This window comes from Roseibium sp. RKSG952, from assembly GCF_009711355.1.
This window is the reverse complement of the sequence record NZ_SMMF01000890.1, coordinates 14,021-33,901: the sequence shown is the minus strand read 5'-3', so window position 1 is coordinate 33,901 and position 19,881 is coordinate 14,021. Positions and strand designations below refer to the sequence as shown.

Annotated in this window: 15 protein-coding genes; 12 read left to right on the top strand and 3 right to left on the bottom strand. The window is 58.4% G+C overall.

Annotated features, from left to right (window positions below; genetic code table 11):
- Positions 1 to 14 precede the first annotated feature (14 nt).
- On the top strand, positions 15 to 587 hold the full coding sequence (locus E1297_RS14675; RefSeq protein WP_155139400.1) for an NAD(P)/FAD-dependent oxidoreductase: 573 nt from the start codon (positions 15 to 17) through the stop codon (positions 585 to 587).
- Positions 588 to 644: 57 nt separating this feature from the next.
- On the opposite strand, the gene E1297_RS14670 is transcribed toward E1297_RS14675, so the two are convergent.
- Positions 645 to 1,409, bottom strand: a complete 765-nt coding sequence (locus tag E1297_RS14670) for an alpha/beta fold hydrolase (protein ID WP_155139398.1) — start codon at positions 1,407 to 1,409, stop codon at positions 645 to 647.
- A gap of 99 nt (positions 1,410 to 1,508) precedes the next feature.
- Here E1297_RS14670 and E1297_RS14665 point away from each other — a divergent pair, with 99 nt between their 5' ends.
- The 5 genes from E1297_RS14665 (at position 1,509) to E1297_RS14645 (ending at position 9,549) form a co-directional block, all read left to right on the top strand.
- Entirely contained in the window at positions 1,509 to 2,438 is a 930-nt protein-coding gene (locus E1297_RS14665; RefSeq protein WP_155139396.1) for a LysR family transcriptional regulator, read from the top strand.
- Positions 2,439 to 3,060: 622 nt separating this feature from the next.
- Positions 3,061 to 4,416 (top strand): hypothetical protein, encoded by a 1,356-nt coding sequence (locus tag E1297_RS14660; RefSeq protein ID WP_155139394.1) that lies wholly within the window; start codon positions 3,061 to 3,063, stop codon positions 4,414 to 4,416.
- Between the two features lie 111 nt (positions 4,417 to 4,527).
- Positions 4,528 to 5,529: an arginine kinase gene (locus tag E1297_RS14655; protein ID WP_155139392.1), complete on the top strand. Its 1,002-nt coding sequence runs from the start codon at positions 4,528 to 4,530 to the stop codon at positions 5,527 to 5,529.
- Between the two features lie 331 nt (positions 5,530 to 5,860).
- Positions 5,861 to 7,642, top strand: coding sequence for an aspartate--tRNA ligase (gene aspS, locus E1297_RS14650; RefSeq protein WP_155139390.1), 1,782 nt, complete (start codon positions 5,861 to 5,863; stop codon positions 7,640 to 7,642).
- Between the two features lie 92 nt (positions 7,643 to 7,734).
- Positions 7,735 to 9,549 (top strand): ABC transporter ATP-binding protein, encoded by a 1,815-nt coding sequence (locus E1297_RS14645; RefSeq protein ID WP_368669563.1) that lies wholly within the window; start codon positions 7,735 to 7,737, stop codon positions 9,547 to 9,549.
- A gap of 61 nt (positions 9,550 to 9,610) precedes the next feature.
- Here E1297_RS14645 and E1297_RS14640 read toward each other — a convergent pair whose 3' ends face one another.
- On the bottom strand, positions 9,611 to 10,786 hold the full coding sequence (locus tag E1297_RS14640; RefSeq protein WP_155139388.1) for a hypothetical protein: 1,176 nt from the start codon (positions 10,784 to 10,786) through the stop codon (positions 9,611 to 9,613).
- 292 nt (positions 10,787 to 11,078) lie between these two features.
- Between E1297_RS14640 and E1297_RS14635 the strand changes: the two genes are divergently transcribed.
- From E1297_RS14635 to E1297_RS14610, 6 genes are all read left to right on the top strand, one after another.
- Positions 11,079 to 12,737 (top strand): EAL domain-containing protein, encoded by a 1,659-nt coding sequence (locus tag E1297_RS14635; protein WP_155139386.1) that lies wholly within the window; start codon positions 11,079 to 11,081, stop codon positions 12,735 to 12,737.
- 174 nt (positions 12,738 to 12,911) lie between these two features.
- Positions 12,912 to 13,529 carry a LysE family translocator gene (locus tag E1297_RS14630; RefSeq protein WP_155139384.1) on the top strand — a complete coding sequence of 206 codons (618 nt, stop codon included), beginning with the start codon at positions 12,912 to 12,914 and terminating at the stop codon, positions 13,527 to 13,529.
- A gap of 214 nt (positions 13,530 to 13,743) precedes the next feature.
- Positions 13,744 to 14,304 carry a TetR/AcrR family transcriptional regulator gene (locus tag E1297_RS14625; protein WP_196223321.1) on the top strand — a complete coding sequence of 187 codons (561 nt, stop codon included), beginning with the start codon at positions 13,744 to 13,746 and terminating at the stop codon, positions 14,302 to 14,304.
- Positions 14,305 to 14,312: 8 nt separating this feature from the next.
- Positions 14,313 to 15,413, top strand: a complete 1,101-nt coding sequence (locus tag E1297_RS14620; RefSeq protein WP_155139380.1) for an efflux RND transporter periplasmic adaptor subunit — start codon at positions 14,313 to 14,315, stop codon at positions 15,411 to 15,413.
- A gap of 29 nt (positions 15,414 to 15,442) precedes the next feature.
- Positions 15,443 to 18,550, top strand: coding sequence for an efflux RND transporter permease subunit (locus E1297_RS14615; protein WP_155139378.1), 3,108 nt, complete (start codon positions 15,443 to 15,445; stop codon positions 18,548 to 18,550).
- A 282-nt stretch (positions 18,551 to 18,832) separates the two neighbouring features.
- Positions 18,833 to 19,207: a hypothetical protein gene (locus tag E1297_RS14610; protein WP_196223320.1), complete on the top strand. Its 375-nt coding sequence runs from the start codon at positions 18,833 to 18,835 to the stop codon at positions 19,205 to 19,207.
- A gap of 12 nt (positions 19,208 to 19,219) precedes the next feature.
- Here E1297_RS14610 and E1297_RS14605 read toward each other — a convergent pair whose 3' ends face one another.
- Complete coding sequence (locus E1297_RS14605; protein WP_155139376.1) at positions 19,220 to 19,864, bottom strand: MarC family protein; 645 nt, start codon at positions 19,862 to 19,864, stop codon at positions 19,220 to 19,222.
- Positions 19,865 to 19,881: the final 17 nt, after the last annotated feature.

Here is a 19,881-nt window from a genome sequence, read left to right as displayed (position 1 = left end):
ATCGGTTCTGATTTATGCAGGTTGGTATAATTGACCGTTTGCCCGAGATTGACGGGCTATCCGAGCGCTGGGGCAAGTCGGTTTTTCATTGTCCTTACTGTCACGGATATGAGCTGAGCCGGGGCCGGATAGGTGTCATTGCCGCAGGGCCGATGTCGCTTCACCAAACGGAGCTTTTGACAGAATGGGGAGACGTCACGCTCTTGGTGAACAAAGCCTTTGCGCTGGAACCGGACGTCGTTTCGGTGCTCGAAAACAGGGGCGTTGCCATTGAGGAAACAGCGATTGAGCGGATCCAGGACCATGCGGATGTCCGGCTGACGGATGGACGGGTGCGGACATTTGCCGGTCTGTTTGTTGTCCCGACAGTGGCACCCTCAAGCGGATTACCCGGGGAAATCGGCTGTGCTTTGGAAGAAACACCCATGGGGTTGCGGATTCGGACGAATGACAACAAGGAAACTTCGGTTCCCGGGATTTTTGCCTGCGGGGATGTGTCCCACATGCCCCAGTCGGTCGCCCTTGCTGTCGGAGACGGCTCGATGACCGGCGCATTGCTGCACCGGTCTCTGGTTTGGCCCAGCTGAAACAGGGGCGGGACGACAGCCTGCGCCTATAAATGGACGGGTTGCCGCCCAAGCGCATCAATCGACGGTTTCTGCCGCTTGTTTGATGATGTCAGTGATGGCATCCGGGTGGGACATGTTCACGAGGTGGCCGGCCTCGATTTCGGTGACGGAAGCACCGGCACGTGCCGCCATTTTGTGTTGCAATTGCGGGGCAACCGTCAGGTCCCTGGTCGGGATTACCGCCCAGCTGGGTTTGTCCTTCCAGGCGGACACTTCTGCCTGGTAGCCGAAAATCGAGGTATGCGCCGCGGTCTGGAAGTCTGCAGTATAGTTTGCATCCGCCTCGGGGATGTCATTGGCAACGCTCTTGATCCAGGCGTCCCGCTCAAGCACATAAAAACCGTCTGCGGACACTTTGATTGCGCTCGGATCAAAGTCCGTCGGAATGGATGCGTTCAGCGCGCCGAGGCTTTCGCCCTTTTCGGGCAGGAAGCTTGCGACGTAGACCAGGGCCGCAACATTCGGGCCGGTCCCGGTCTCGCTGATAACCATGCCGCCATAGGAGTGTCCGACCAGAACCACTGGTCCGTCTTGCGCTTCGATTGCGCGCCGGGCGGCGGCAATGTCATCGCTCGCTGATGTCAAAGGCATTTGCACGACGGTGACAGAGTAACCGTCCGCGGTCAGACGTTCGTGAACACCGCGCCAGGCCCCGCCGTCCATATTCAGTCCATGGACCAGAACCACGTTTTTGGCATCGGCATGTGCTGATGCGGGAAGGGCGGCGCTTGCGCTCAAGGCGATGGCGCTGGAAAGGATAAGTTCGCGAAGATGTGTCATGTAGACCTCGGCTGTTTGAATTGGGTGGCCAAGGTAGCGCTGCGTAGATAATGACACTATTCTGATAAATGTGATTGGCTCTATCTTCATGGGTGATTAATGGATCGGCGGGATCTGGCCGACCTGGCGGTGTTTCAGGTGGTGGCAGAAGAGGGCAGTTTTACGCGTGCCGCCCACCGCCTGGGACGGGCGCAGTCGGGATTGAGCCAGACAGTTCGGGCACTGGAAGACCGGTTGGGCGTTCCGCTGCTGTTCCGGACCACCCGCAGCGTCCGGTTGACCGACGCTGGCCGGAGGCTTTTTGAAACACTGGCACCGGCCTTTCGCCAGATCGAGGAGGGCGTGACGGAGACACGGCAAGCCCGTGACCGGGTCGCGGGCTCGTTGAGGTTGACAGTGATGGAGTATCCGGCGCGCGCGCTTGTTGTGCCCGCCCTTGCAAGGTTTCTGCAAAGCTATCCGGGTGTGACGGTTGACCTCGACATTACCGATAGGCTGACCGATATAGTCGCAAACGGCTTTGATGCCGGGATCCGCTTTGGCACGCATCTGGAGCAGGATATGGTTGCAGTGCCGCTCGGGCCGGATGTTCGGTCTATGGTTGTGGCTGCGCCAGACTACTTCGCACGGCACGGCAAGCCCGTGCGCTTGCAGGATCTGGACGCGCACAACTGCCTGTCCTATCGGTTGGCGTCTTACGGCGATATCTATAGGTGGCGCTTTCAGGACCGGGGCAGACCGGTCGACGTGGCGGTCAAAGGCGGCGTCATAGTCAATGATGCGCCGGTTCTGGTGGAAGCGGCGCTGGCCGGACTCGGGCTCGCCTATATTTTCGAGCCGATTGTCGCCGATCAACTTGCCTCCGGACGTCTGGAAACATGCCTCGAAGACTTTTGCCCATTATGGGCAGGCTATCATCTTTATTACCCAAGCCGGCATCAGAAGACGCCAGCTCTTGCGGCCTTTGCGGGATTTCTGCGCGAACAGGCTTCAGAACAATTCGGCCATGGGGTTCGTTTTTCCGGTTGAAACGCTGCCTTTACGGGTATGTTCCAAATCAGTTCCGGTAAACAGCGACACTGATATTTCCGCCTGCTCCAAGGCAAAGCTGCAACGCTGGGAAGATGGATTCATGCTGCCGTGGCCGGTCCGGCAGGTTCACACGTACAGCGTTGATCAACCCGTCGTCAGCCTCTTGGCAGGCGTTTGACAGGCCGAGGACAAACATCTCCAGCAGGGGTTGTTGGTTTGCTGTGATTTGTCTTACCTAGATTTGCACTCCTCTACGTAAAGTTGGTCAAATTAATTGTTAGATGAATGCGTTATTAATTTTTGTGAATACTCCACCGGCTTTAGCTGGTGGAGTATTCACTAATATTTGTAAGAAAGCCGAAGCTTATGCATAGGCGTTTGCGTGAAACTTAATTCTTGATGCGCAAGCGCGTGTCGTGAATGCCAGCCAACACAGCATTTCGTTTTTGGGTCCTGCAAAAATTGGCATTTTTCGTGGAGATGACCTGAGAAACCCCCGCACCTGCCAGACACCCAAACAAGGTGATCCTGTCAAGATGTATATTATTAATTCTGCGGCAATTGCCGTAGAGGAAATTTGTTGGTACCCAATTGTGAGCAGGGGAGTCAGGAGCGGAACTTGCCGGACTTCAACACTCGTGAAAATGAATCCGGAACAGAGCCGGACAGGCAGTCCTTGAAGGGGCGGCTTCTCGTGGGGCATGATGCCTTGCGCGGTGCGGCAACCGAGCTTGCCAGCCCGCGGCTGGTGCTGCCTTATCTGTGTGCAGCACTCGGCGGGGCTGTCTTTCTGGCCGGCATTCTCATGCCGGTCTATCAACTTGCAAGACTTGTTGGAAATGCAGTGTTTGCACCGGCGATCGCCCGTGCGCCGAACCACCATACTTTCCTCCTGTTGAGCTGCGCCATGAGCCTGCTGGCTCTTGCGACGATCATCGTTGTCACACTGCTTGCGCCATCGACCGCGATGGTGGGGTTTGCGTTTCTGTTCGGAGCATTCACGCTCGGAGTGGCACTTGGTGTTCACAACATCGCGCTGGCGCGGGCCATGGCCTATGTCTGGAAGCCCTCCAACAGGCACAAGATGCTGTCTGCAACCGAAATCCTTGCAGGTCTGTCCGGAATCGTTATCGCTCTTGTCCCGGCGTTCTTGTTCGAAACAGTTGATGAACTGACCGTCCATGTCCGGTTGTTGTGGGCAGCTGCCATGGCGACCGTGCTTGCCCTTCTGATTGGCGTGGTCTTTGCGCGGGTGCGTGTCGGCTCCGGAGCCGCCGCCATGCCGGAAAACGCCTCGCACTCGGTTTCGCGACCCTCCTTTTTCGGGCAGGTGCGGGCAAGCTACAAGACACTGCTGGGCTTTTCCTGGTTCCGCCGTTTTCTGTTGATGCGGCTGTTGCTGGTCTCGGTGCAATACGGGGCGGTCTTTTATGCGCTCCATGCAGCCGTTCAGCACGCGGCCAACCCGTGGTCGCTGGTCGTTTTTGCCATAGCCGGTTCGCTAGGCGGGATGGCAGCCGGTTTCGCCTCGCGTCTTGTGCCGGCGTCCGACCCGAGGCGGAGCATTGTCCTTGGAGCGGCGGCGGGCGGAGCGGCAGCCTTCGTCGCCTTGTCCACCGAATTCTCGGCATCGGTCAATCTGGCGGCGGTTTACGCCCTGGTGTTCTTTTTGATGAGTGCAGGGGATGTGATCATCTATATCGGCACCATGGCCTATTATCTGGAGCGGGTGGACCGGCTTCATCTGGAAAACGGGCTGGCTCTGGTCAAGATCGTCCTCCAGCCGGTGATTCTGATCCAGACGGTCCTTCTCGCCTATCTCGCACATTTTCAGCACGTGATCTTACCCGTGTTTGTCTTGGCAGGCCTTGCCATTGCCGGGTTGTTTGCAGCCATGGCGCTGCCAAAACCAGGCAGGCACGATCATGCCGATCCAAGTCTGATGTCCGGATCAAAGGCCCATGCGCGTGTCTGATCCTGGCGGAGGCGATTGGCCATGGGTCATCAGGCGTGGAGCCAATGCCGCGGCTGTGAGAGCTGTAGTGACATGCGCGGGCAACGTTAACCCGGGTAAAGAGTGAACCTCATGGCGACAGCAACATCCTCCTTATATTCAGAGTTGGGTCAGGATTTCTCTGGTCTGCGCACGGAACATGGTGTGAGTCTGGCCGATTGCCTGCGGTCCGGTTGGGCCAACCCGGACAGCAAGATCGGCTTTTATGCCGGAGATGCACAGTGTTACCGGATGTTTCGTGCGCTGTTCCGGCCCGCGCTGAAGCGTATGCATGGAACCGTCCGGCAGCCTGGGCATGACTGGTCACTGGATGGGCTTGATGGATGGCGCTGTCTGGACCCGGCGGGCGAGCATGTCCTGTCCACACGCCTGCGGATCGGGCGCAATCCGGCCCGGCATCCGTTTCCGGCCTCTGTCAGCGCAGCCGGGCGGCGGGCCATTGAAGCGCAAGTGCTGGCGGCCCTGAGCAAGTTGCCCCGGCGGTTCATGGGCGATCATGCCCCACTGGAAACACTTCAGGATCAGGATGTCCGGAGCCTGCGCAAGGCCCATTTGCTTTATCATGAGCCTGACAGGTTTATGGCGGCTGCCGGCATGGCCCGCGACTGGCCGGAGGCGCGGGCGCTGGCCTTGAGCGCCGACCGGAGGGTTTCTTTCTGGATCAACGAAGAGGATGCCCTCCGGATCGTGGTTCTGCTTCCCGGCGAAGCGGTTCGGGAAGCCTTTGCCATTCTGGCAGAGGTCGCCACCGAGCTGGAGCATGCGGGCGAGTGGGCCCGAGACCGGAATCTTGGTTATCTGGCGTCGTGCCCTAGCAATGCCGGGACCACACTGCGCGTGTCCTTGCGGATGCGTCTGCCGGAGCTTTCCCGGTCTGGACGTCTGTCCGGTCTGTGCCGGGGCCTGGGGCTGGATGTGCGCGGCAGCAACGGCGAGCATTCCCGCATCGAGGATTCCGTTGTAGAGATTTCGAACCGCCGGCGTCTTGGCATGAGCGAGGCCGCGCTCACCGCCATGGTCCATGCCCGCGCCGCCCGGCTGCTGTTTTGGGAAAAGCGCCTTGCGGCTGGATGACGGCAGTGGTCAGACCTGATTGGTGACCTGGTTCTAAGGATTGCGTTATAGAACAAGTCATTGGTACAGGCCTGCGGTTTCGGTGACTTCAGGGTCGAAGCCGAGGGTTTGGCTAGAAGGAAAGCCCGTGTGCTGCAAAGCGTGTGGACAGTGACTGTAGAGAGTCCCTTGCCTTAAACTCTGGAAAGTCTTCCGCCGGAACGGCCATTTGGTAGCTGTCCAGTTTCCCTCTCTCTTGACTTTCCGTGCCCGGCATGGCTTGTGCAGCCGCGACTGGCCCGCCTTCGGTGGGCCTTGAGAGTTTTCAGGATATAATAAAATCGAGGACACCATGCATCCTTACCGCAGCCATACATGCGGCGATCTGCGCGCAGACCATGTTGGCGAAAACACGCGCTTGTCAGGCTGGGTCCATCGTGTACGCGACCACGGTGGCCTGCTTTTCATCGATCTGCGCGATCATTACGGTGTGACGCAATGTGTGGTGGACCCGGACAGCAATGCCTTTGCGCTGGCCGAAACCGTGCGCTCCGAATGGTGCATCCGGATCGATGGAGAGGTGAAGAAGCGCACCGATGAAACCATCAATGCGGGTATTCCGACCGGCGAGATTGAAATCTTCATCCGCGATATGGAGATCCTGGGCGCGGCCAAGGAGTTGCCGCTGCCGGTCTTCGGCGAGCTTGAGTATCCGGAAGAGGTGCGCCTGAAATACCGTTTCCTCGACCTGCGCCGGGACAAGCTGCACAACAACATGATCCTGCGCTCGAATGTGGTCGCGGACCTGCGCAAGCGGATGTGGGACATCGGTTTCAACGAGTTCCAGACCCCGATCATCACCGCCTCCTCGCCGGAAGGCGCGCGCGACTTCCTGGTCCCGTCCCGCCTGCATCCGGGCAAGTTTTATGCATTGCCGCAAGCGCCGCAGCAGTTCAAGCAGCTGCTGATGGTCTCCGGCTTTGACAAGTATTTCCAGATCGCGCCGTGCTTCCGGGATGAAGATCCGCGTGCCGACCGCTCGCCGACCGATTTCTATCAGCTCGACATGGAAATGTCCTTTGTCACCCAGCAGGAGGTGTTCGACACGATCGAACCGGTGATCGCAGGCTGTTTCGAAGAATTCGGCAAGGGCCGCCCGGTCAACCGCAACTGGCCGCAGATTTCCTACAAGGACGCGGCCCTGTGGTACGGCACCGACAAGCCGGACCTGCGCAACCCGATCAAGATGCAGGTCGTGTCCGAGCATTTCGCGGGGTCCGGCTTTGCGATCTTTGCCAAGCTTCTGGAGCAGGACGGCACGGAAATCCGCGCAATTCCGGCACCAAAGGGCGGCAGCCGGAAGTTCTGCGACCGGATGAACAAGTTCGCGCAAGGCGAAGGCCTGCCGGGCATGGGCTATATTTTCTGGCGCAAGGCCGAAGACGGGTCCACGGAAGCCGCCGGTCCGCTTGCCAAGAACATCGGCCCTGAGCGCACCGAGGCGATTCGCCAGCAGCTCGGCCTTGAAGAGGGCGATGCGGCCTTCTTCCTCGGTGGCAAGCCGAAGGCGTTTGAAAAGGTGGCCGCCAAGGCGCGCGTGATCATCGGCGAAGAACTCGGTCACACAGACAAGGACCGGTTCGAGTTTGCCTGGATCGTCGACTTCCCGATCTACGAGAAGGACGAGGAAACCGGCGAGATCGATTTCGAGCACAATCCCTTCTCCATGCCGCAGGGTGGAATGGAAGCGCTTGAAGGCGATCCACTTGAGGTCAGGGGCTGGCAATACGATCTGGCCTGTAACGGTCACGAGCTGGTGTCCGGCGCGATCCGGAACCACAAGCCGGAAATCATGTACAAGGCCTTCGAGATCGCCGGTTATCCGAGGGAGGAAGTCGACAAGCGCTTCGGCGGCATGGTCAATGCGTTCCAGTACGGCGCACCGCCTCATGGCGGATGTGCAGCCGGGATCGACCGGATGGTCATGCTTCTGGCTGATGAAGCCAACATTCGCGAGGTCATGCTGTTCCCGATGAACCAGAAGGCGGAAGACCTTATGATGGGGGCGCCGAGCGAGGCGATCCCGGCACAGCTGCGCGATCTGCATTTGCGGCTTAATTTGCCGGAAAGCTGACCCGAAGCCCGGAGTGGGGCATACTGGGACATCCGAGTGTCTCAGCAAGGGCCGGCTATCCGGCCCTTGCAGCATGAAAGGGCAAACGAATAGTGCTCAATCCCGCAAGATGGCAGGTCTGGACGGATCCGGAAGGGTCATTCCAGCTGATCAAGCGGCTGGTCGTGGAAAACGGCCGTCAATTTGCGCCGAAATACGCGATTGCCTTCGGCTTCATGGCGCTTGTCGCCTTGTCCACCGCAGCCAGTGCGTGGATCATGAAAGACGTGATCAATCAGGTCTTTATCAATCGCGACTCCACGATGATCATTTTGATCGCGGCGGCGGTGATGGCAATTTTCGCCATCAAGGGCGGGGCGACCTATGGCCAGCTGGTGGTCTTGAGCCGGATCGGCAATGCCATTGTCGCCAGCCTGCAAAACCGTCTTTTCAGTCATTTGACGCATCAGGACCTGTCCTATTTCGACCGGATGGCGCTTGGCGATCTGGCAGTCAGGGTCAACCGTGGCGCAAGCGATGCCCGCAGTGTGCTGGACATGGTTATCCTGACCCTTGGCCGTGACGTTCTGACCCTGATCAGCCTTGTTGCGGTGATGATCATTCAGGACCCGCTTTTAAGCCTGTTTGCGCTGGTAATCATGCCGCCCGCCGTCTTCAGTGTCGCGCGTCTGGTCAAGCGTGTCCGCAAGCATGCGAAGTCCCAATATGTGTCTTCCGCCAAGATCATGTCGGTCCTGCAGGAAACCACGCTCGGCATCCGCATCGTCAAGGCCTTCGGCGTGGAGCCGGTCATGCACGGCCGGATGGGACAGGCGGTCGCCGATGTTCAGAAACAGTCCAACAAGATCGCGGTCCTGACTGCCCGCACGTCGCCGGTCATGGAAACGCTTGGCGGTTTCGCGGTTGCGCTGGTGATCCTTTATGGCGGCTACTCGGTGGTCGAACTCGGCAAGGATCCGGGCGCATTCTTCTCTTTCATCACGGCGTTGCTTTTGGCTTATGATCCGGCAAAGCGTCTGGCGCGCTTGAACGTCAACCTCAGCAAGAGCCTTGTCGGCGTCCGCCTGATGTATGAGCTGCTGGATGACAAGCCGAGGCTGGAAGACAAGCCGGATGCGGCAGACCTGAGCGTGAAAGGGGGCTCGGTCGTGTTCGACAGTGTCCGGTTCGGATATGGCGAGGCGGCGGCACTGGATGGCTTGTCCCTGATTGCGGAGGCTGGCCAGACAACGGCGCTTGTTGGCGCGTCGGGTGCCGGCAAGTCGACCGTGTTTGCACTGCTTGAGAGGTTCTACGATACGAATGACGGCACAATCCGTATTGACGGCAAGGACATCCGGGATGTCACTCTGGCGTCCTTGCGGAGCAATATTGCGGTTGTGACGCAGGATACGTTCCTGTTCGACATGTCGCTCCGCGACAATATCGCGGTCGGCTGTCCGGAAGCGAGTTTCGAGGAAATCCAGGAAGCCGCCCGCAACGCCAATGCTCACGATTTCATACTGGAGCAGCCGGACGGTTATGACACGCGTGCAGGCGAAGGCGGGGGGCGCCTGTCCGGTGGCCAGCGGCAACGTATTGCAATCGCACGGGCAATGTTGCGGGATGCGCCGATCCTGCTGCTTGATGAAGCCACGTCGGCGCTTGATGCCGAATCCGAGGCAAAGGTTCAGTCCGCACTGCAGCGGCTTATGGCGGGCCGGACGACCTTGGTGATTGCTCACCGTCTTGCCACCGTGCGCAATGCCGACCGGATCCACGTTCTTGATCGCGGGCGGCTTGTGGAGAGCGGGACCCATCACAGTCTATACGCTCATGACGGCATCTACCGCCGCCTTTGCGAGTTACAGTTCCAGGAGCCTGAGCGGGCCGGCAAGCCGCTCGAAGGGCAATCGGCGGCCGAATGACAAAACCGCGCGGGTCTTGACCCGCGCGGCTGGTTCCAAAAGGGTGCCTGTTGGCGGGGACCTATTTATTCGCTTCAACGCCGACATTCAGGAGCTGTGGCAGGGTCTGAGGCGCGAGCATTGCAGATCCCATGATTTGCGGCACCGGAACGGGTGCATTTGGCTGTACGCTCACCGTCAGGTTCTGGGGATTGGCCAAAAAGGAGGTGAGGGCAGAGCTCACTTTGGCCTGAAAGGCCTGATTCTGCAGGACATTCAGCATCATTGGCAAGGCGCTTGTGAGTTTGGAAACATAAGCCTGGCGGTCGGTTCCGGCCTCGTTCGCTTGCTTGTCGAGCATCCGTTCAATCAGCGAGGCATTGTCGAAGGCGATCGACAGGCCGTCTACCGTCACCCCCTGCACGATCCCCATGGCCTTGCCCGGATCATCCTGTGCTTCGTTGAGTTCGGCAACCACTTCCGGCGTGATGCCGCCAAGGGCGACGTTGATGGTCATGGTGCCTGCGTCCTCGCCGGAAATCGTCAGGTCATCAATTTCCAGAGTGGCCGCACTCGGGTCCCATTTGCCCGATCCCGAGACACTGATCGACAGACTGTCATACCCGAGATCGTCGAGGGTCTTTTGACCTTCCGCATCCAGATCGTTCTTGTTGATGGTCAGGTCATTGATCGCAAAACGCCCGGCGGTAGGCAGATTGCCGGACATTTCATCGATTGATGTCGTGATGCTGGCAATGTCGAACCTGTTGCCGTCGTTGTCCGTGAATTCGAGTGCCTGGAGATCTGCCGAGCGGTATGTCGGGCCGAATGAGTCCGGTTCCACTCCTAGCCGGGCCTCTTCGGGGGAGGGAAGTGTGACGCCGGTTGCGGTGAGCCTGGACACAGTCATTTGCGCTTCTTTGGATTGGAGCGCAAAGTCCGCTATGTCGAGCTGCTCAATGGCAAGGCGCCCGTTATCGAGCAAATCTGCGTCTTCGAGCGTGGTGCTGCCAATCTGGATGGACGTGTCGTCATTTTGCCGGTCCGTGAGCTGTATGTCCGTTATCGTGACCCGGTTGCCGTTTTCTGACACGCCGCCGTAGCTCTCGACCTCGCCCTTGTTCGTTTCGAAGAGGTTCAGAAAGTTGTCAGCGATCGGGTTGCCGGATGGCTCGAATGCCTCCAGCGGTGTGACTAGAAGGGAGACCCCCAGCATCAAGGCCAGCCTTTGCGAGCGGGAAGAAGGACGCGAAGCCATGATTGCAAAGTCTCCAGGTTTGCTGTGCCAAAATGCCGGATAGCCGGTGGACGGTGTGGCAAAAACAACAGCGAGGCAAGTTGTAAGATGCCCTTTAATTTATGATCAGTACGTACTTTTTGAAGCTTTGACACTTTAAAGAATGCACAAATTGCCGTGGATGTGCCCGGGAAATCCACGTTTTGGCGGATTGCCGGGCGCAAAAAATGGCCGTAATTGATTGACGGCAGTTCCGAATCGAAGCTACGGCAGTCCACTATTCAAGGGTTGTTTACCCGGACAGGGCACTCTTATGAAGTTCGCATCATTAGCAGGAATACGGGTGTCTGGCCGATACTTCAGTTTCATTCGTACCATCGGGATCGCCATTTTGTTGGCGATGGCTCCCTTGCTGTTTGCCAATACCAGCCTTGACCACTTCGCCAGGACTCAGACCCTGTCCGAGATGGAGGCGATTGCGAAGCGGCATATCAAGCGGGCGGAGGACGCGATTGCTCAAGTCGTATCGGTCCTCCAGCGGCTCGACCGGGATGCGATTGTCACTTGCCGGGCAGAAGACCGTGAAATCTATCAGCGGCTGGTTGGTGAACTCGGCATGATTGATGCGATCGGCCTTGCTGACACCGAGGGCCGCCGTATGTGCGTAGCACCCGACAAGCAGCTAGACGGAAAGGCTGTATTGCCGCCTTTGCGGGAAAATGCGCCCCGGGTCGGTATCGGGATGCTTGATCGCGAATATCTCGGGGCAAAAGCGGCGCTGATCAGCTGGGAACTGGGAAATTCCCTGCGTCTTTTTGCAGAACTCACACCAGCCGTGATTGCGTCCGATCCGGGGCCGGATTACTTGCGTGCCTTCAGGCGCGTGGAAATGTCCCTGGATAATGATCTGCTTTGGTTTGCCTCCGGCGCCGCGCAACAGGCGACCGCTGGTGATGGTTCTGTTTTGGTTTCAACAGCAGCATCTCAAAACTACCCGTTGAATGCCACTGTCTCGGCGCCACTTTCGGCAGCGCTTCATTCCGTGCATGGCCTTAAGGTTATTACTGCCGCATTCAGCGCGGTACTTGCACTTGTCCTCGTCGGGGCGGGGGTCTGGTTGTCCTGGCGCCCGGAAAGCGAGGCGGACCTCGAATTTGCGGCCGCCGTGGGGCGTGGCGAGTTCATTCCGTATTATCAACCTGTTATCGACATCGAGACCGGACACTTGCGCGGATGCGAAGTGTTGATGCGCTGGCGGCGTCCGAATGGCGTTTTGGTTTCGCCGGGTCAGTTCATGGCTTATGCCGAAACATACGGCCACATCTTTGACATGACGCGCTCGATCATGGTGCAATGCCGGGATGAATTGGGTGCTTACTATGCCGGCCATCCCGATTTGAAACTGTCTATCAACCTGTTTGCCGGTCATTTCCTCGATCGTGAGATCATTGACGACCTCAAGGAGACTTTCGAAGGATCGGGGATTTCCTTTCAACAGATCATCGTTGAAGTCACGGAACGCCATCCGTTGGTCGATATGGAGCTGGCGCGTGAGATAATAGGCGAGCTGCAATCACTCGGGATACGGGTGGCCCTGGATGATGTCGGGACCGGACATGGAGGCATGGCCTATTTGCAAAAGCTCGGAGTGAACATCATCAAGATCGACAAGATGTTTATTGATGCGCTCGGCACGGACGCGAGTTCGACGACCATTGTCGATTCCATGGTCGAGCTCGCCGACAATCTCGGCATGGGTATCATTGCAGAGGGGGTCGAACTTCAGGAGCAGATCGACCGGTTGCTGGACCTTGGGGTAACGGCTGCCCAGGGGTATCTGTTCGCGGCTGCCATGCCGGCCGGAGCCTTTTTGGAATATGCACAACGGCTGGAGGATCGGAGTTGGGGCCGCGCAGGCGGGGCAGGGAGCACAAATGTGCCACAATCCGGGCAAAAGGGCCAGGCCGCCTGATTGCGGGACTATCTGGACGCGCCCATTTATTAATTTGGTAAATATAGGCTTATTAAGGAATTAAGTGACTGTAATATATATAATAATTTAGAAAAATGCACTGGGGTTCTCATTGCGGGTAAAGGTTTGTCTCTTATCTGATCTGGACCAATTGACCACTGACAGGGGTCCGGAATGTCTCCCAAGCTGTATTTGGCCTTTGTGGCTTCATCGGTATTTGTGATTGCCTTGCCAGGGCCGACGAACCTGTTTGTCGTAAGTCATGCGCTCGCGAAAGGCAGCAGATCGGCCATGGGCTGTATTCTGGGGGTCGGTTTGGGTGACGCGGTAGCGGCAACGGTCTCGGCCCTCGGGCTTGGCGCCATCTTGGCGACCTCTGCATTTGCCTTTGGCATTTTCAAATGGATTGCAGCCCTTTACCTGCTATGGCTGGGCGTAAAGATGTGGCGGGAAAGCCCATTCGACGCGCAAGGTGTTTCGGAGACGGCGAGTTCGGGTATCGGTGCCGGGGTCAAAGCTTTTGCGATCACGGCCCTCAATCCGAAGGTCATTGTGTTCTTTATGGCTTTTCTGCCGAATTTTGTGGTGAAGAGCGCACCACTTGTCCCGCAATTGGCCCTTCTGATTGCGACTTTTGTTGCGATCGGAGTTCTGGTATCGGCTGTCTATGCGTTGGCGGGCCATTCGTTGGGCACATTTCTTCACAGCCCTTCAAGGCTGCAGCTCTTCAATCGGACCGGGGGCGGTTTCATGATCGGCGCAGCTGCATTGACCGCAACCATGAACCCCTGATCCAAAAGGCGGGCGGCTTTCGCGATCGTTTGGCAATGCCGTTTAAGGAATGCGCAGGCGTTTATGCTCTCGAAATTGGGTTTTGCGGAGCGTCCCGGCAACCAAGTTCTGGGTCGGATTTGGTCCCTGACACAGTGATGTGAAGTCGAAAGACTTGTCTGTACCGGCTGGACGGTTTATACCCCGGGATCTGTACTGACCGGACGGTATGAACATGCAGGCATCCAGCAAATCGAAAACCACCAAGACCGATATTCTTGATTCCGCCATTGATCTGGTGCGGGAGTCGGGTGCGTTGAGCCTGACCATTGAGGCCGTCGCCGAACGGGCGGGGTTCTCGAAGGGCGGGGTGCTTTACAATTTTCCGACCAAGGATGCCCTCGTTGCGGCCATGGTGCAGCGTCTGGCGGACATTTTTGCCGAGGAAATCGAGGCCGGGCGCGCCAAGCACGCCGACACGAAAAGCCCCACACTTTCGGCGATGATCGATGTCACCGAGTGCTGGTTGCGCGACAACAAGAGTGTCGCCCGGGCTGTTCTGGTGACCCATCTCAAGACGCCGGAACTGATTGAACCGTTCATGGAATTCAAGAAGGAAGTCAAGGAAGCAATCCGTTTGGAGCATCCGGACTTCTATGAAGCGTTGGCCATCTGGTCGGCGCTTGAAGGCATGCATTTCGCGAATGCGCATGGGGTCATGCTGCGTTCGGAAGAAGAACAAACCGGCATCTACAATCATTTGCGGAGCCGGCTCGCAAAATCACAAGAGCGCTGAGACACATCATGCAAAACACATCGAATTGGGGATCCGCCGTTCGGCGCATCGGGTTCGTCATAATGAGCGCCGCGGTGCTGGCTGCCTGTCAGGATGACGCGCCGGATCCGGTCGCTCAAGCCGAGGCAGCTCTTCGCGCCGACCCGCGTCCGGCGAAGATTTTCACTGTTTCCGAGGAAGCCGGATTTTTGTGGCGCCGGTTTACCGGACGGGTCGAGGCCGTGAAGACTGTCGACATGTCTTTCCAGGTGCCGGGCAAACTGGAGGCCCTGCCGGTGCTCGAGAGCCAGCACGTGGCCGAGGGAGATTTGGTCGCCAAACTGGATCCGGCCGATTTCGAGCGTGCCGTGCGCGAAGCAACCCTTCGGGTGAACAGGGCAAAGCGGGATCTGGAACGGATTGAAACGTTGAAGGACCGGGCCGTTATTTCGCAGAAGAGCTATGACGACCAGAAAAACGAATACGATCTGGCTGTTGAAGCTCTGGAAAGGGCGGAGCAGGATCTTGAATACACCGCACTGCACGCGCCGTTCGACGGTATCGCATCGGTGCGTCTGGTCGACAATTACACCACCGTTGGCGTTGGGACGCCGGTTTTGCGGTTGCAGGACATCTCCGAAATCCAGATCGATATCAATGTTCCCGAAGCCCTGTTTGCCAAGGTGGCGGAAAACCAGATTGTCTCCATGCATGCGGATTTCCCCTCGCTGCCGGGTCAGGAGTTTCCGCTCGAATACCGGGAGCATTCCAGCCAGGTTGACCAGGTAACCCAGACATACCGGATTACGCTGGCGATGCCGCGCGACGAAAACATGCGGATTTACCCGGGCATGACCGCTGCTGTCGTGGTCAAGGTGAAGCCGGACGGATTGCCGCTCGGCGATGCGGTGATGGTGCCGACCTCGGCCGTGTCGGTGGATGCCGACAAGAATGCGTTTGTCTGGAAATTCGACGATGCCAGCGGAGAAGTGGCGAAAAAGCCGGTTCAGATCGGCACCGTCAGCGGCGAGTACCTGCCGGTGACGTCGGGTCTTGAGATCGGAGACGAAATTGTCTCCGCAGGTGTTGCCTATCTCAGCGACGGCCAGACCGTCCGCCCGCTCCGCTAAGCCGTCACAATACGAAACGGATCAATCCCTTGGATATTGCTCGATACTCGATCGAAAAGCCGGTCAACACGTGGATGATCGTGCTGATCGCCCTGCTGGGCGGCCTTTGGGGGCTCTCGTCGGTCGGACGCCTGGAAGACCCGGCCTTCACCATCAAGCAGGCGCAGGTCATTACGTCCTATCCGGGCGCAACCGCCTATGAGGTGGAAACCGAAGTTACCGAAAAACTCGAGACGGCCATCCAGCAGATGCCGCAGCTCGACACGGTAACCTCCACCTCGATGCCGGGCCTGTCCCGCATTGAAGTGGAAATCAAGGATACCTATGACTCGCAGGAATTGCCCCAGGTATGGGACGAGCTGCGGCGCAAGGTGACCGATGAGCAGCGCAACCTGCCCGCAGGCGTGCGCACACCGTTGGTCTATGACAGTTTCGGCGATGTGTTTGGGCTTTATTACGCCTTTACCGCCGATGGTTACTCGAACCGCGAGATGCGCAAGACCGTGAAGAGGATCCGCCGGGATCTTCTGACTGTCCCGGGTGTTGCCAAGGTCGAAGTCACGGGTGAGCCCGAAGACACGATCTACCTGAATGTCAATCAGGACAAGATGGCAAGCCTCGGCGTGTCGATGACCGATGTTGCTGCCGTCCTGGAAGCGGAAAACGCGATCCAGCAAAACGGCTCCGGGCTGTCCGGAAGTACCCGCATCCAACTCATGACGCCGACGGCTTTTGACGAGTACACCACGATCCGTGATCTGGTGATCGGCAAGCCGGGGTCGACGGCGATGATCCGCCTGTCGGATATCGCGACCCTTGAAGTCGGTGAGCCTGAACAGCCGCAACAAATGATCCGCCACAATGGCGACCGGGCAATTACCATCGGCGTCAGCCAGGTGCCCGGCACCAATATCGTGGAGGTTGGTGACGCGGTGCAGGCCCGGCTCGACGAGCTGAGGAAAACCTTGCCGGTCGGTATGGAAATGCATCCGATCTACGAGCAGAACGTGGTGGTTGACGAGGCCGTCAACGGCTTTATCGTCAACCTCGGCATGTCGGTTGCCATCGTGATCGCCGTTCTGTGTGTGTTCATGGGTTGGCGCGCGGGCATCGTGGTGGGCAGTGTTTTGCTGCTGACGGTTTTGGCGACCGTCCTGTTGATGCGGGTCTTCAACATCGAGATGGAGCGGATTTCGCTTGGCGCTTTGATCATTGCTATGGGCATGCTGGTCGACAATGCGATCGTTGTGGCCGAAGGCATGATGATCAACATGCAGCGCGGCATGAAGGCGATACCGGCGGCAAGCCGGGTGGTCAAACAGACCAAATGGCCGCTGTTGGGCGCGACCGTCATTGGCATCATGGCATTTTCCGGGATTGGGCTCTCGCCGGATGCGACAGGTGAGTTTCTGTTCTCGCTGTTTGCCGTGATCGGAATATCCCTGTTGTTGTCCTGGGTGTTTGCCGTGACAGTGACGCCGCTCTTCGGGAAGTATTTCTTCCGCACCACGGATGCGGCCCAGGTCCAGGACCCGTACAAGGGGATCATCTACAGCTTCTATCGCCTGTTCCTGGTGGGCGCACTGCATGTGCGGCTGTTGACGGTTCTGGCGCTTGTCGGGATCACCGTTGCCTGCGTGATCAGTTTCGGCAGCGTCAAGCAGGCCTTCTTCCCCGACAGCAACACGCCGATCTTCTATGTCGATTACTGGGCGCCCCAGGGCACGGATATCCGCGCGACGGAACGCGCCATGAAGGGCATGGAAAAGGTGGTTCTGGAGGACGAGCGGGCGGCGGCTGTCACGACCTTTGTCGGGCAGGGCGCAAGCCGGTTCATGCTGACTTATGCACCTGAAGATCCGAACCCGGCGTTTGGCCACATGGTTGTGCGCGCAAGGGACCGCGAAGAGATCGACATGCTTGCGATCGAGTTACGCCGCAAGTTTGCCAGCGACTACCCGGAAGCGCAGGTGATTACCACCCGGATCGTGTTCGGTCCGGCATCCGGTGCCAAGCTGGAGGCTCGTTTCTCCGGTCCGGATGCGGATGTGTTGCGCCACCTTGGTGACGAAGCGCGGGCAATCTTCAGCGCACCTGAAAACCGTCTTGGCGATGTCCGGGCCGACTGGCGTCAGCGTGAGCTGGTTGTGCAGCCGGTCTTTGACGAAGACCGGGCGCGCATTTCGGGCATCACCCGACAGGACCTGTCACAATCACTGAAGTTTGCGACCGATGGCGTTCAGGTGGGCAGCTACCGGGATGACGACGATTCCATTCCGATCGTTGCCCGAAAGGAGATCCCGGACGGAACGTCGGTGACGGAGATCATCTCGGATACGCTTGTGTGGAGTGGCAGCCAGCAGCGCTATGTTCCGGTGGACCAGATTGTCTCGCGTTTTGAAATGCAGCCGCAGGACACCCTGATCAAGCGCCGGAACCGGGTTCCGACCCTGACGGTCATGGGCGAGCCGACCGGCGGTGAAACCGCCGCTTCAGCCCTGGCGCGCGTGCGGCCACAGATCGACGCTCTGGAATTGCCTGCTGGCTACCAGCTGGAATGGGGCGGCGAGTTTGAAAGCACCAATGACGCGCAAGCCTCCCTCGGTGCCCAGCTGCCGCTTGGGTTCCTTGTGATGCTGATCATCACCGTGCTGTTGTTCGGCTCGGTCCGCGAACCCCTGATCATCTGGCTGATGGTGCCGATGTCGATCAACGGCGTGGCGATTGCGCTTCTTGCCACCGATACCCCGTTCGGCTTCGTGGCCTTGCTGGGCTTCCTGTCGCTCTCCGGCATGCTGATCAAGAATGCCATCGTTCTTCTGGAAGAGATCGACATTCTGATCGAGGAGGGCAAGGAGAAGTATCAGGCGATTGTCGAGGCCAGTGTGTCGCGTATGCGGCCGGTGATGCTGGCAGCGATCACCACGATCCTCGGCATGGCACCGCTTCTTTTTGATGCCTTCTTCAAGGGCATGGCGGTGACGATCATGGGAGGGCTGGCCTTCGCGACGGTGCTTACCCTGATCGCAACCCCGGTCCTCTATTCGCTGTTCTACCGCGTGCGGCCGCCAAAAGGCGCGAAGGACAAGGGGAACGCAGCGAAAGACCTTCCCAAGGATGCAGTTCCTGCGGAATAGGTGCAGACTTTGTTGTCATGAGAAGGCGGCCTCCGGGCCGCCTTTTTTATGGAGCAAGCTGCTCTTTTGGGCCATGGGGGCATTTTATGCTTCGCGCCCTTGTTTCGCCGCCGCGCGCATTCGCCATAAAAGGTTCACGCGCTGCCATCCAATTGCCCCGATTGCGGGCTTGTTTGCGCTCAATCCTGTAAATCGTCCCCGGTTTAACAAGCTTGTGATTTTGCTCACGCTGTGAGGGGACGCAAAACAGGGCTGACGTGCTGGTGATGGAGTATTGAGCGCATGCGCAAGTCAGGAAAATTGTTTGCGGCGATCATGACCGGCGGGATTATCGCTGCCGGGAGTGCTCAGGCGGGAGAGGTCGAAATTCTCAATGCAATTGCTGCAAAGAGTGACAGCAAGTGGAGCTTCTCTGTCACGATCAGGCATGCGGACGAAGGCTGGGATCACTACGCGGACCTCTGGCAAGTGGTCGCGCCCGATGGAACCGTGCTTGGGGAGCGGGTACTTTTGCACCCGCATGTGGATGAGCAGCCCTTTACACGGTCGCTGAACGGGGTCGAGATCCCGGATGGCGTTACCGAAGTCGTGATCCGTGCACGGGACAACGTCCACGGCTTCTCAAGTCAGGAGTTCCCGGTCGATCTCGAGGAATGACCGGTCTCTCGCCTACATATTGGTATTGACGAATGTCATGACCCCGTCTGCGACGAACTGCACCGACAGTGCGGCCAGAAGCACGCCCAGCAGACGGGTGATCACCAGCTGGGCCGTCTCGCCGAGCATGCGCTCGATGCGCTCCGCGGCCAGGAAGGCCAGCAGGCAGCTTCCCAGAATAATCAGAATAACGCCCCCCAATCCGGCGTAAGCGACCTTGTCGGGTGCCTGGCTCGACAGGAGAATGATGGCTGAAATCGCTGCCGGACCGGCAATCAACGGGATTGCAAGGGGAAAGATTGCAATTTCGTTGATGGTGCCGTGATGGGATTCCACCGATTCAACAGCCTTTTCTGCAGTTTCGGTTTTGCGTTCCTGGCGTTTGCCGAAAACCATTTCGATGGCGATGATGAAAAGCAGAATGCCCCCGGCAACGCGAAACGCGGACACGGATATGCCAAGAACGTTCAGAACCGCCTGTCCGGACACGTAGAAGACCAGCAGAATGGCCGCGCCCGTAATCGTGGCTCTGATCGCGACCCGTCTGCGGTCCGCAGGGGACATCCCGGCTGAAACAGCCAGGAACATTGGCGCCAGACCGACCGGGTCGATGGTCACAAACAGCGTTGCAAAGGCGTTGATGAAGAAGTCGGTCATGGGTTTCGCAGGGCCTG